Source organism: Bradyrhizobium sp. SZCCHNR1053, from assembly GCF_032381235.1.
Lineage (GTDB): Bacteria > Pseudomonadota > Alphaproteobacteria > Rhizobiales > Xanthobacteraceae > Bradyrhizobium.
Genome location: NZ_JAUHJM010000003.1, coordinates 154,449 through 165,817, shown reverse-complemented (window position 1 = coordinate 165,817; position 11,369 = coordinate 154,449). Strand labels below are relative to the sequence as shown.

Genomic DNA, 11,369 nt, shown 5'->3' with positions numbered 1-11,369 from the left:
GAATCGACCCTGTACCGAAAGCGGACGACCGCCTCACCGTCGACGTCAGTGCTCGCTCTCGAGGCCGCCGACGTGCTTCTGCGTGTAGAGCTCGAGACCGATCCGGTTGATCAGGTCGAGCTGGGTCTCGAGGAAATCGATGTGATGCTCCTCGTCCTTCATCAGTTGTTCGAACAGGTCGCGCGACACGTAGTCCTTCACGCCATGGCAATAGGTTGCGGCTTCCTGATACAGCGTCCGCGCGCCGATCTCGGCGGCGAGATCGCACTCGATGATCTCCTTGACGTTCTGGCCGATGCGCAAGGGATCGAGCACCTGCATGTTCGGAAAGCCGTCGAGGAACAGGATGCGGTCGGTGAACTTGTCGGCGTGCTCCATCTCCTCGATGGATTCCTTGCGCCAGACCTTCGCCATGTCGAGAAGGCCCCAATTGTTCAACAGGCGATAGTGCAGCCAATATTGGTTGATGGCAGTCAGCTCGCTGCGCAATCCCTTGTTGAGATATTCAATGACCTTGGGGTCGCCCTGCATGGATAAGCTCCGAAAAAGTTAGAGGCCGCAGGCGCTCAATAACAGGTTCGAAGTGCGGAGACGACCCCCGTTCATGTGCATTTTTAGGGCGGAAAGCACGCGACCGAGGGCAAACGCCTGTCAGCAGGCGGCGAGCGCGAACCGGCTCTGAAGGTCGTCATCGATCGCCTGCACCGGCGCCGCCCCATGATGGTGGCCGTGCTGACAGCCAACCTGGCAGGAGCGGGCGCAAGGACCCAGCGCCTCGTCGATGATCGTCTTGATCGTGCGCGCACAGCGGCCGCATTCCGCGCTGCACCCCAGGCAACCGTAGACCTGCTTGGGGTTCCGCGGCAGTTCGTCCGCAGACTTCACCGCGTTGCGGATGTCGTGATCGCTGATGACGTTGCAGGAACAAACAATCATGAGAAACCGGCCAATCGTCCTTGGTCAGGTATCGATAGTCATCCGCAGCTACCCGCGCAAAGGGAAAACGGCGCTTTTGAAGCGATTCCAATTTCCAGATCAATCTAGAACGACTCCAACTATGCGAGCTTGCCGCAGATCAAAGTCGTCGCCGGACGACCATCGAGTGGCGATCGAGCAGCCGGAACTCAGTCGCCCCCACCCCCGTCGCCTCCACCACTGTCACCACCGTCACCCCCGCCATCGATCGGGTTTCCCACGACGTCTGACGAGGTATTGGAAAACCAACTCGCAAGTTCGATCCCCTGGCCGTCGTGCGATGAGCTGCCGGAATCGCTGATGGTGGTGTCGGTGGAAGAGCGGCGGCGGTTGGGCCCGCGGTCGGCGCGAACCAGCAGCGCGTAGCAGATGGCCGAGGTCAGTCCGATCGCCACGACGATCGTCATCGTGGGAGTCATGCCTGCTCCGAACCGAGGTCAAATTTTGTGCACTGCAACATTGAACGCATCCTTGAGATGGGTCGTCCAATGGAACGCGCCCGTTCATTGATCATTCAAGCGGGATATGTGAACCTGCCGTATCGCTTGATGCGCGATCCGCCGACTTGGAGTGAGAGAGGTTAAGGTCATGAAGAAGACTCTTGCGGCCCTGGCCGCCGTCGCGACGCTGTCGACCGCAGCGCTGGCCCCTGCTCCTGCTGAAGCGCGCAATGGTCGTGTCGCCGCCGGTGTCGCTGCCGGCCTGCTCGGCGGCGCCCTCATCGGTGGCGCCATCGCTGCGGGCAGCAATCCCTATTATTACGGGCCGGGCTACTCCTACTCGCCAGGATATTCCTACGGGCCGGGCTACTCCTATTACGGCGGGCCTGCCTACGTCGCCGATCCCGGCTATGCCTGCTATTGGCAACGCCAGCGCTTCTGGGACGGCTATGGCTGGCGGCTTCGCCGCGTCCGCGTTTGCGAGTGATCGTTCACCTTCATTAATTCCATGACCTTGCACCGGAATTTCGAGAACGGCGGCCTCCACGGCCAGAAAAAACCGTTTTTCCGTCGCATCAGGTCGGACAGAGTTTACGAAGGGTTGACGGATTGTCGTGTTTTCTCACGATGCTGACGGCCCCTGATCGTGCGTGAATCACCAACCTGGTGCCCGCGAGGGCGCCTTCCAGGAGATCTCGGAACATGAAGAAGATCCTGACCGCAGTGCTTGCGGTTGCGACCATCGCCGGGTCGCTGAGCGTGACGGCACCAGCCGCCAAGGCTGGCGACGTGGGTGCCGGCGTGGCTGCCGGCCTGATCGGCGGCGCCCTGATCGGCGGCGCGATCGCGTCCAGCCGCCCAGCCTATGGCGGTCCGGTCTATGTCGAAGCCCCTCCGCCGGGCCCGCCGCCGTGCGTGTGGCGCCGTGAGCGCTATTGGGACGGCTACGGCTGGGTGTCGCGCCCGGTTCGCGTCTGCTACTGATCCTGACGACGCATAGCGTTGCAGCAAGCCCGGCCCTGCGGCCGGGCTTTTTGCTGACGGCCAACCCGCTGAATTCGGTCGATCAGCGCGCGGCGTCGATCGCCTGCAGCACCGACTCGCTCGGCCAGCAGTCGACCTTCAGGCCCGCCTTCTTCTGAAATGCGCCGAGCGCGGCGCGGGTCTGCATGCCGGCCTTGCCGTCCAGCTTGTCGCCGTAGAGACCGAGCCGCGTCAGGCCCTTCTGCATCGCCTCGACGTCCTTGCTCCGAAGCTGCTTCGACGCCGCCCACGGCGTCGCGAACGGGGCCGAACTCGTCATGCGGTCCGCGAGGTGGCCGACGAACAGCACGTAGAGATCGGAGAAATTGTACTCCTTGATGACGAAGTAGTTCGCCGTCGTCAGGAAAGCCGGACCATAGATGCCCTCAGGCTGCAGCAGCGACGCCGGCTGCCGCTGCTCGGCTGCGCTCAGCCGCTGGCCACGCACCGGGACGAAGCCGGCCCGCAGCCATTCGCCGATCGGCTTCTTCACCTCCGGCACACCCATCGCGCAATCGACATTGGCAGGCGGCTTGACCTCGTAGGCCCAGCGCACGCCGCGCTGCCAGCCCTTGTTCGCAAGCTGCAGCGCCGCCGAGCCCAGCGCGTCCGGCACCGAATGCCAGAGATCGACCTTGCCGTCGCCATCGAGATCGACGCCGTGCTTGTAGTACTCCGACGGCAGGAACTGGGTGAGCCCGACCGCCCCGCCCCATGAGGCCCTGAGATCGCCGCGCGACACGACACCGTCGCTCAGCATCTTCAGCGCCATGATGAACTCGGTGCGGTACTGGTCCTTGCGCCGGCCGACATAGGCCTGCGTCGCCAGCACGCGCAGCGCATCGTAGGGCAGCGCATAGCGGCCGAAATCGGTTTCGCGGCCCCAGATCGCGAGCACAACTGGCCCCGGCACGCCGAAGCGGCGTTCGATCTCGGCGAGCGCCGAACGATATTGCTGGATCAGCTTCTCACCATGCGCGGCCAGCCGCGCGATCGACGCTTCCTTGATGTAGTCGGCTGGCACCTGCACGAACTCGGCCTGCGCCGGCGCCCCCGTCGCGGGCCGGCCGGGCAGCAGCAGATCGGGAAGCTTGTAGTCAGGCTCCAACCCGCGCGTCTCGGCCTCGAACGTCGCGCGGGAGACGCCCTGCTCCTTGGCTTCGGGCCAGAGCGAGTTGACGAACTCCGTGAAGGCGGCGTCGGTCGCGCTCGCTTGGCCATCGCCAAACATGCAGAGCACCAGACCGACGAGAACGAGCCTGCGCAAACGGAGTAGCAGCTGCCGAGCCATCCGATAGGGCTAGCACAGCCTGCGGCCGTTGTGAACGTCAGCAGACCGCGCGGCGGAACTCGGGGCTGCCGCTCAATGCCCCGCCTGCTTCGCCTCTTCGATCGCGGCATTCGACAATTTGTCGACCACGGCGATGCCGATCGCGGAGAGGATGAAGACCGTGTGGATGATCGTCTGCCACATCACGCCGGTCTCGGTGTAGTTCGACTTGCCCGACGAGAGCGCGCCGGCCTCGATGAAGGTACGGAGCAGATGAATGGAAGAGATGCCGATGATGGCCATCGCCAGCTTGATCTTCAGCACGCTGGCATTGACGTGGCTGAGCCATTCGGGTTCGTCGGGATGGCCCTGCAGATTCAGCCGCGACACGAAGGTCTCGTAGCCGCCGACGATCACCATCACGAGCAGGTTCGAGATCATGACCACGTCGATCAGGCCGAGCACCGCGAGCATGATCTGCTGCTCGGAGAAATCGAAGGCGTGAGCGAACAGGTGCCAGAGCTCCTTCAGGAACAGCACGACATAGACGCCCTGTGCGATGATCAGCCCGACATAGAGCGGTAGCTGCAGCCAGCGCGAGCCGAAGATCAGCATTGGAATGGGGCGCAGCGCTCCGCCCTTTGAGGACAGGGTCGCGTCGGGGGAAGACATGATGGGATTTTCTCGCGGCTGGATGGGATTGCGGAACGACTATCTACGCAATCACGTCGCACATGGAAGCGACAACTGGCCGCAGCCTGGGCGCGACGCTTTGTCCCGGAACGAAGACAGCGTCGCGCCTTGCGATGTCCTGAGATCAGCGCGTCAGCTTCTTGTACTTGACCCGGTGCGGAATCACGCTGTCCTGGCCGAGCCGGCGCATCTTGTCCTTCTCATAGTCCTGGAAGTTTCCTTCGAACCATTCGACATGGCTGTCGCCCTCGAAGGCCAGCATGTGGGTCGCGATACGGTCGAGGAACCAGCGATCGTGGCTGATGATGACGGCGCAGCCGGCGAAGTCTTCCAGGGCCTCTTCGAGCGCACGCAGGGTATCGACGTCGAGATCGTTGGTCGGCTCGTCGAGCAGCAGCACGTTGGACCCGGACTTCAGCATCTTGGCGAGATGCACGCGATTGCGCTCGCCACCCGACAGCGCGCCGACCTTCTTCTGCTGGTCGGCGCCCTTGAAGTTGAACGACGAGCAATAGCCGCGCGAGTTGACTTCCTTCTTGCCGAGCAGGATCAGCTCGTTGCCGCCGGAGATCTCTTCCCACACCGTCTTGTTGCCATCGAGCGCGTCGCGCGACTGGTCGACATAGCCGAGATGCACGGTCTCGCCGATGGTGATGGTGCCGGCGTCCGGCTTCTCCTGCCCGGTGATCATGCGGAACAGCGTGGTCTTGCCGGCGCCGTTCGGGCCGATCACGCCGACGATGCCGCCGGGCGGCAGCTTGAAGGTGAGATTGTCGATCAGCAGGCGATCGCCGAAGCTCTTGGTCAGCCCCTCGAAATCGATGACGTTGTTACCGAGCCGCTCGGCCACGGGAATGATGATCTGCGCGGTCTGGGTCTGCTTCTCGCTCGCCTTCTTGAGCAGCTCCTCGTAGCGCTGGTAGCGCGCCTTGGATTTCGCCTGGCGGGCCTTCGGCGACGCCGCGATCCACTCCTGCTCGCGCGCCAAAGTGCGCTGGTGCGCCGCGTCCTCGCGGCCTTCCTGCTCCAGCCGCTTCTGCTTCTGCTGCAGCCAGGACGAGTAGTTGCCCTCGTAGGGGATGCCCTTGCCGCGGTCGAGCTCGAGGATCCAGCTGGTGACGTTGTCGAGGAAGTAGCGGTCGTGGGTGACGATCAGGATCGCGCCCGGATAGTTGCGCAGATGGCCTTCGAGCCACGACACCGATTCGGCGTCGAGATGGTTGGTCGGCTCGTCGAGCAGCAGCAGCTCGGGCTGGTCGAGCAGCAGCCGGCACAGCGCGACGCGGCGACGCTCGCCGCCGGACAGCTTGGCGACGTCGGCATCGTCGGGCGGACAGCGCAGCGCATCCATTGCCTGGTCGACCTTGCTGTCGAGATCCCACAGGCCCTGCGCCTCGATCTCGTCCTGCAGCTTGGTCATCTCGTCGGCGGTCTCCTCGGAGTAGTTCATCGCCAGCTCGTTGTAGCGATCGAGAATCGCCTTCTGCTTGCCGACGCCGAGCATGACATTCTCGCGCACCGTGAGCTTTGGATCGAGCTGCGGCTCCTGCTCGAGATAGCCGACGCGGGCGCCCTCGGCGACCCAGGCCTCGCCGGTATAGTCCTTGTCGATGCCGGCCATGATCTTGAGCAGGGTGGACTTACCGGAGCCGTTGACGCCGAGCACACCGATCTTGGCGTCCGGGTAGAACGACAGATGGATGTTATCGAGCACCTTGCGGGTCGGGTAGGTCTTGGACAGACCCTGCATGAAGTAGACGAACTGGCGCGCCATCGCGTGTCCCTTGAAGCCTGCCGGAATTGTCGGAAAATGGTTGCCGCTGATGTAGCCGCGCGGTCCCCAAAGGGCAACCGGCGAGCCGGTCCTGACCGGAACAAATGCCGGGAGAATCACGGTCGGTCCTGCGCCGGGACGGGCCTCCAGCCCACGGACGAATACGGGTCCGTCACCTTGTGTGTGGCGGATCACGACAATTGCAACCATCTTTTAATTAATTCGGCGGGACACTCGGTCTCGGCCCGCAAGACCCGCGCGCCCAAGCGGCAAAAGCCGCGACCGACAACAGCGAGAGCCCGTCATGGCAGCCTTCACCTCAGCCTCCCTGCCCGCTCCGGCGGCCCACCGCAACGACCGATCCGGGATCGTCGACGAGATCCGCGGCTTCTGGCGCGACTTCGTCACGCGAGCGTTCAACCCGTACCGACCGGAGCTGCATTACATGCGTGGCCCCGGCCCCGCCTGGCGCGCCAAATACGGCCATGACGCCGCGTTCCGGCTGAAGACCCGCCTCGACTGATATCGCCTGGTTCCGCGTCACAGCGGGACGACGCCTTGCGCACCCAGCCCTTTGCGCGCAAGCATGGCTCCATTCCCGACGGCATTCATGATTGCCGCCGTTTCCCGATGAATGGACCTTGCCGATGACACGGCTGCGCTGTGCGATCCTCGACGACTATTACGATACGGCCCTCTCATTGGCCGACTGGCCCCGGCTGGCCGACAGAGTGGATGTGACAGCTTTCACACAGCCGTTCGGCAACGAGGAAGCGGCCGCCGGCGCGCTCACCGATGCCGACATCATCTGTGCGATGCGCGAGCGGACGCCATTGCCGCGCTCCCTGATCGAGCGGCTGCCGAAGCTGAAGCTCCTGATCACCTCGGGCATGCGCAACGCCGCCATCGACATGGAGGCCGCCAAGGCGCGCGGCATCATGGTCTGCGGCACGCAATATGGCCGTGACCCCACCGCACCGCTCACCATGGGCCTGATCCTGGAGCTGACCCGCAGGATCGGCCAGGAGAACGCCCGCATGCATGCCGGCGAGCCTTGGCAGGCGCTGGGCGGCGTGGAGATCGAGGGCAAGACGCTGGGCGTGATCGGGCTGGGCAAGCTCGGCACCAAGGTGGCGGAGCTCGGCAAGGCGTTCGGCATGAACGTGATCGCCTGGAGCCCCAACCTGACGCCAGACCGCTGCAACGCGGCGGGCGTCGGCTACGCCACCAAGGAGGAGCTGTTCGCGACCGCCGATGTCATCACCATCCATGTCGTGCTCAGCGACCGCTCACGCGGGCTGGTCGGCCCCGCCGACCTCGCGCGGATGAAGCCAACCGCCTACCTGGTCAACACCTCGCGCGCACCGATCGTCGACGAGGCCGCGCTGCTGCAGGCGCTGCGCGACAAGCGCATCGCCGGCGCCGGGCTCGACGTGTTCTCGGTCGAGCCGCTGCCGGTCGCCCATCCGCTGCGCGGGCTCGGCAACGTCGTGATCACGCCGCATCTCGGCTACGTCACCGAGGAGAGCTTTCGGGCCCATTACGGTCAGATGGTCGATTGCATCGCCGCCTGGCTCGCCGGGTCCGAGCCGCCGCGCCGGCTGGCTTGAGGCAGGCGAGAGCGGCTCACAAAGCAAAACACCCTCCGCGAGGAGGGTGTTTCCAACGGGCTCAGCTCGGGCAAACGCGCCTCAGCGGATCGTGACCGGCGGCGGCAGCGGCTGCATGTTGGCCGGCTGGCTAGCCGGCACGGCCGCCTGCGCCTGGACAGGCGCCTGAGCCGGTGAGGCCGCGGCGGCAGCCATGTTCTTGCCGGAGCCCGGAGGTGCACCGCCCGGCATCACGACCACGCGGGTGCCGACCTTGACCCGGTCGAACAGGTCGGCGACGTCGTCGTTCAGCATGCCGATGCATCCTGACGACACGAACTTGCCGATGGTCGACGGCTGGTTGGTGCCGTGGATGCGGTACACGGTCGAGCCCAGATACATCGCGCGGGCGCCGAGCGGATTGCCGGGACCGCCGGCCATGAAGCGCGGCAGATAGGGCTGGCGCTCGATCATCTCGCTCGGCGGATACCAGTCCGGCCACTCGGTCTTCTTGGTGATCTTCTGCACGCCGGTCCAGGTGAAGCCTTCGCGGCCGACACGGACGCCGTAGCGCATCGCCCGGCCGTTGCCGAGCACCAGATAGAGGTAGGTGTTGGGCGTATCGACGACGATCGTTCCCGGCGGCTCCTTGGTGACGAAGTCGACCTCCTGGCGGCGCAGGTTCGCCGGCAGCGGCGCCGGCGCCGCATCGGGTTGTTCCTCAGGCGGCAGGGCTGCCACCGTCATCGGCCGATCTCCGGCGGCCGGAGCCTGTGCGGCGCCCGCGACGGCGGGAGCGCCACCGACGGCGCCGGGCGGCCGCGGCGCACCGGAGTCGCCACCAGGCGCGCTGTTGCCGTAGGCGCCACCATAAGCCTGTTGGCCGGAGGCGGGACGATCACCGTAGATCACCGGGGGCGGACCAGCCGGACGGCCGTAACGTGGATCATCCGGGGACATCACGGGGCCGTTCGGAGCTGCTCCATAGACCGCTGCACCGGCCGGACGCCCATATCGGGGATCGTCGGGAGAAAGGATGGGGCCGGTCGGAGCAGCAGCGCCATAGACCGGCGCATTGGCTGGACGACCGTAGCGCGGATCGTCCGGCGAGATCACCGGGCCGGGCGGCGGCAGGGCCGCGGAATTGCCAGGCGCATCCTCGTCGTCGAGCGCGTCGAAATCCTGCCCCTGCCCGCGCGCATCGGCCGGGTAAGGCGTCGGCGCCGGTGAATACGCTCCAGGCGCGGTCTGATAGACCTGCTGTGCCTCGGCAAACGAAGCTGCCGTCACGCCCGCTGCCGCGACCGCGCAAACCGTCAGGATTTGTCTGATCATCATCGCCCTTGCAGTATCCCCAAGCCGCCGATTGGGACCTTTGCTGTGCCAGATGGCCGAAGATAGCGGCGCATTCAAGACAATTCCGGCCAGAGCGGCCCGACTTCGGCAATTTGTGATCATGTCTCCGTCGTTGCACGGAAGTCTCACGCCGCCGAAAAAGTGCAGCGGAGCCCCCGCAGGCCCTATCGATGCCGTGATTTGCCGAGCGGGCGGGAACACTTCCGGTATTCTGACTTGAGCCTGATTCGCGATGCACGGCAGAAGCCGGCCTCGTCGCGGACGCGGCTATTCCCTGTGATCACCGCGTTCCCTACTGGCTCGAATGTCTCGGCAGTCCCGCTGCCGTGGCGAGAGTTACCGTCAATGCTTCCCGGCTTTCGTTTTCTGGTCGCCGCGATCGTCTGTTCCATTTCTCTCACCATCTTCGGCATGGGCGCTGCGGCTCTGTTGCGCGCCGCCCATGAGCAGTTCGCCAGCAACGCGTCCTGGCGCACGACTCAGGCGTCGGGCTTCACGACGTTCCTACCGCCGGCCGAACCCACGCCGGTGCTCGCGGTGCTGCGGGTGGATTCGATTCCGACACCGCCGGTGACGCCGCCGCCGGTCGTAGCCGATGCTGCCCCGGCAACGTCCGAACAGCCGAGCGCGCCGTCGACGGCGGCGCCGCTCACAGAAGCGCCCGAAGTGACCCCCGTTGCGGTGGCCACCGATGTGCCGACGCCCTCGCTGCCGGCGGAAACGGTCGACACGTCCCGCACCTCCGCCATTGTCGCGACCGCGTCCGCGACGAATGACCGGATCGAGAGCATCAAGCCGGAGCGCTCCATTCCGGACACGACCGCTTCGATCGTCGTTCCGGTCGAAAAAGCGTTCGACAAGCCGAGCATGGACAGCTCGCCCGAGACTGCAGCGACCGCCCCGTCGCGGGCGTCGCGTGAAGCTGCGGCCGCCGTGGTGGCACCGCCGCCGCCAGCTCCTCAGATCCTCGCCAGCGCCGATCCGATGATGACGACCGTAGCCGCCGCTTCAACCGCGCTCGCGCCCGTTCCGGCGGTGCTTGACCCGATCGCCGCCAAGCTCGCCGCACTGGCCGAACAGCCGGCTCATCAGGAGCGGCCCGCCGCCAGCGAGCATCGTGCCTCGGTGAAGGTCGCGAGCATTCAGTTGCGCCGGAGCATCCTCAAGAAGCGCCAGGCCCGCGAGAAGCAGATCGCGGCGCGCCGCGCCAACCAGCGGCGCATCGCACAGCGGCTCCGATCGGCACGGCAAGCTGCTGCTGCTGCTGCTCAGCAGCAACAGGCCGCATTCCCTGATCCGTTTGGACAGCAGCCGTTCGGTCAACCGCAGACGGTCAGCCAGCAGGCGGCCGGGCCGCGCACACGGTAAGGAGGAGCCGCCGATCAGGCTGGCCCGGTCGCAACCGGCGGGCCGTTCTCGATGCCCCACTCCGACCACGAGCCGTCGTAGAGCGCGGTGTCGCGGATGCCGAGACGATAGAGCGCCAGCGTGAGCACCGCCGCCGACACGCCGGAGCCGCAGGAGGTCACGATCGGCTTGGCGAGATCGACTCCAGCGGCGCCGAATGCCTCGCGCAACTGGTCGAGCGGCCTCATCATGCCGGTCGTCGCGTCGAACAACTCCGCATAGGGCAGATTGCGGCTGCCGGGGATATGGCCGGATCGGAGGCCGGGCCGCGGCTCCGCGACCTCGCCCGCGAAGCGCGGCGCCTGCCGTGCATCGATCACCTGCTCGGCATTGCCAGCGAGATTGGCAACCATCTGCTCGATCCGGCGCACGCGCGCGGCATCGAATTTCGCGCTGTAGGTGCCGAGCGCCGCCGTGACCTGTCCGCTCTCGACTGGGCGTCCCTCCGCCATCCACTTCTTCAGCCCGCCGTCGAGCACGCGCACATCCGTGTGGCCGAATGACAGGAACATCCACCAGGCGCGCGACGCGGCGACCCAGCCGCCGGAATCATAGACCACTACCGTATCGCCATTGCTGACGCCGAGCCGGCCCGCGTCGCGGCCGAACTGCTCGGCGCTCGGATACATGTGCGGCAGCGGATTGGAATGGTCGGAGACCTCGTCGACGTCGAAAAACACGGCGCCGGGGATGTGCGCCTTCAGATAATCGTCCTTCGGCAGCGGCAGCACACCCGGCATCTTGAAGGTCGCGTCGAGCACCTTGACCCTGGGATCGCCCAGATGCGCAGCGAGCCAGTCGGTGGAGACGAGAGGGTCGTTGGGGGTGGTCATGCGTGGCTC

The 11,369-nt window shown here is 65.6% G+C and carries 13 protein-coding genes; 5 read left to right on the top strand and 8 right to left on the bottom strand.

Translation table 11 applies throughout. From position 1 onward, the window contains the following. Window positions 1–45: 45 nt before the first annotated feature. The 3 genes from bfr to QX051_RS09885 form a co-directional block, all read right to left on the bottom strand. On the bottom strand, window positions 46–531 hold the full coding sequence (gene bfr / locus QX051_RS09895; protein ID WP_315717837.1) for a bacterioferritin: 486 nt from the start codon (window positions 529–531) through the stop codon (window positions 46–48). Window positions 532–651: 120 nt separating this feature from the next. Next, window positions 652–936: a bacterioferritin-associated ferredoxin gene (locus QX051_RS09890; RefSeq protein WP_315738584.1), complete on the bottom strand. Its 285-nt coding sequence runs from the start codon at window positions 934–936 to the stop codon at window positions 652–654. 188 nt (window positions 937–1,124) lie between these two features. Continuing rightward, a complete protein-coding gene (locus QX051_RS09885) occupies window positions 1,125–1,382 on the bottom strand; it encodes a hypothetical protein (protein ID WP_315738585.1) in 258 nt (85 codons plus the stop codon). Window positions 1,383–1,563: 181 nt separating this feature from the next. Between QX051_RS09885 and QX051_RS09880 the strand changes: the two genes are divergently transcribed. Together QX051_RS09880 and QX051_RS09875 are read left to right on the top strand one after the other, a co-directional pair. Further along, on the top strand, window positions 1,564–1,902 hold the full coding sequence (locus QX051_RS09880; protein ID WP_315738586.1) for a hypothetical protein: 339 nt from the start codon (window positions 1,564–1,566) through the stop codon (window positions 1,900–1,902). 215 nt (window positions 1,903–2,117) lie between these two features. Beyond that, on the top strand, window positions 2,118–2,399 hold the full coding sequence (locus QX051_RS09875; RefSeq protein WP_008964967.1) for a hypothetical protein: 282 nt from the start codon (window positions 2,118–2,120) through the stop codon (window positions 2,397–2,399). An 82-nt stretch (window positions 2,400–2,481) separates the two neighbouring features. On the opposite strand, the gene QX051_RS09870 is transcribed toward QX051_RS09875, so the two are convergent. The 3 genes from QX051_RS09870 to ettA form a co-directional block, all read right to left on the bottom strand. Next, window positions 2,482–3,669 (bottom strand): lytic murein transglycosylase, encoded by a 1,188-nt coding sequence (locus tag QX051_RS09870; protein ID WP_315775961.1) that lies wholly within the window; start codon window positions 3,667–3,669, stop codon window positions 2,482–2,484. Between the two features lie 132 nt (window positions 3,670–3,801). After that, entirely contained in the window at window positions 3,802–4,380 is a 579-nt protein-coding gene (locus QX051_RS09865; protein WP_315738588.1) for a TIGR00645 family protein, read from the bottom strand. A gap of 145 nt (window positions 4,381–4,525) precedes the next feature. Then, window positions 4,526–6,175 carry an energy-dependent translational throttle protein EttA gene (gene ettA / locus QX051_RS09860; RefSeq protein WP_315755321.1) on the bottom strand — a complete coding sequence of 550 codons (1,650 nt, stop codon included), beginning with the start codon at window positions 6,173–6,175 and terminating at the stop codon, window positions 4,526–4,528. Window positions 6,176–6,479: 304 nt separating this feature from the next. Here ettA and QX051_RS09855 point away from each other — a divergent pair, with 304 nt between their 5' ends. After that, the gene (locus tag QX051_RS09855; protein WP_315738590.1) at window positions 6,480–6,698 is read left to right on the top strand and encodes a hypothetical protein; all 219 of its coding nucleotides are present in this window, start codon (window positions 6,480–6,482) and stop codon (window positions 6,696–6,698) included. Between the two features lie 124 nt (window positions 6,699–6,822). Then, on the top strand, window positions 6,823–7,785 hold the full coding sequence (locus QX051_RS09850) for a D-2-hydroxyacid dehydrogenase family protein (protein WP_315738591.1): 963 nt from the start codon (window positions 6,823–6,825) through the stop codon (window positions 7,783–7,785). Between the two features lie 81 nt (window positions 7,786–7,866). Here the strand turns inward: QX051_RS09850 and QX051_RS09845 are convergent, their stop codons facing one another. Then, the gene (locus QX051_RS09845; protein WP_315775960.1) at window positions 7,867–9,102 is read right to left on the bottom strand and encodes a L,D-transpeptidase; all 1,236 of its coding nucleotides are present in this window, start codon (window positions 9,100–9,102) and stop codon (window positions 7,867–7,869) included. A gap of 363 nt (window positions 9,103–9,465) precedes the next feature. On the opposite strand from QX051_RS09845, the gene QX051_RS09840 reads away from it, so the two are divergent. After that, window positions 9,466–10,488 carry a hypothetical protein gene (locus tag QX051_RS09840; RefSeq protein ID WP_315775959.1) on the top strand — a complete coding sequence of 341 codons (1,023 nt, stop codon included), beginning with the start codon at window positions 9,466–9,468 and terminating at the stop codon, window positions 10,486–10,488. A 14-nt stretch (window positions 10,489–10,502) separates the two neighbouring features. Here the strand turns inward: QX051_RS09840 and sseA are convergent, their stop codons facing one another. Continuing rightward, window positions 10,503–11,360: a 3-mercaptopyruvate sulfurtransferase gene (gene sseA, locus QX051_RS09835; RefSeq protein ID WP_315775958.1), complete on the bottom strand. Its 858-nt coding sequence runs from the start codon at window positions 11,358–11,360 to the stop codon at window positions 10,503–10,505. Window positions 11,361–11,369 lie beyond the last annotated feature (9 nt).

What these genes read in the sequence shown, in the direction of transcription:
- bfr (WP_315717837.1), bottom strand. Translation starts at nt 531, where the DNA reads ATGCAGGGCGACCCCAAGGTCATTGAATATCTCAACAAGGGATTGCGC.
- QX051_RS09890 (WP_315738584.1), bottom strand. Translation starts at nt 936, where the DNA reads ATGATTGTTTGTTCCTGCAACGTCATCAGCGATCACGACATCCGCAAC.
- QX051_RS09885 (WP_315738585.1), bottom strand. Translation starts at nt 1,382, where the DNA reads ATGACGATCGTCGTGGCGATCGGACTGACCTCGGCCATCTGCTACGCG.
- QX051_RS09880 (WP_315738586.1), top strand. Translation starts at nt 1,564, where the DNA reads ATGAAGAAGACTCTTGCGGCCCTGGCCGCCGTCGCGACGCTGTCGACC.
- QX051_RS09875 (WP_008964967.1), top strand. Translation starts at nt 2,118, where the DNA reads ATGAAGAAGATCCTGACCGCAGTGCTTGCGGTTGCGACCATCGCCGGG.
- QX051_RS09870 (WP_315775961.1), bottom strand. Translation starts at nt 3,669, where the DNA reads ATGTTTGGCGATGGCCAAGCGAGCGCGACCGACGCCGCCTTCACGGAG.
- QX051_RS09865 (WP_315738588.1), bottom strand. Translation starts at nt 4,380, where the DNA reads ATGTCTTCCCCCGACGCGACCCTGTCCTCAAAGGGCGGAGCGCTGCGC.
- ettA (WP_315755321.1), bottom strand. Translation starts at nt 6,175, where the DNA reads ATGGCGCGCCAGTTCGTCTACTTCATGCAGGGTCTGTCCAAGACCTAC.
- QX051_RS09855 (WP_315738590.1), top strand. Translation starts at nt 6,480, where the DNA reads ATGGCAGCCTTCACCTCAGCCTCCCTGCCCGCTCCGGCGGCCCACCGC.
- QX051_RS09850 (WP_315738591.1), top strand. Translation starts at nt 6,823, where the DNA reads ATGACACGGCTGCGCTGTGCGATCCTCGACGACTATTACGATACGGCC.
- QX051_RS09845 (WP_315775960.1), bottom strand. Translation starts at nt 9,102, where the DNA reads ATGATGATCAGACAAATCCTGACGGTTTGCGCGGTCGCGGCAGCGGGC.
- QX051_RS09840 (WP_315775959.1), top strand. Translation starts at nt 9,466, where the DNA reads ATGCTTCCCGGCTTTCGTTTTCTGGTCGCCGCGATCGTCTGTTCCATT.
- sseA (WP_315775958.1), bottom strand. Translation starts at nt 11,360, where the DNA reads ATGACCACCCCCAACGACCCTCTCGTCTCCACCGACTGGCTCGCTGCG.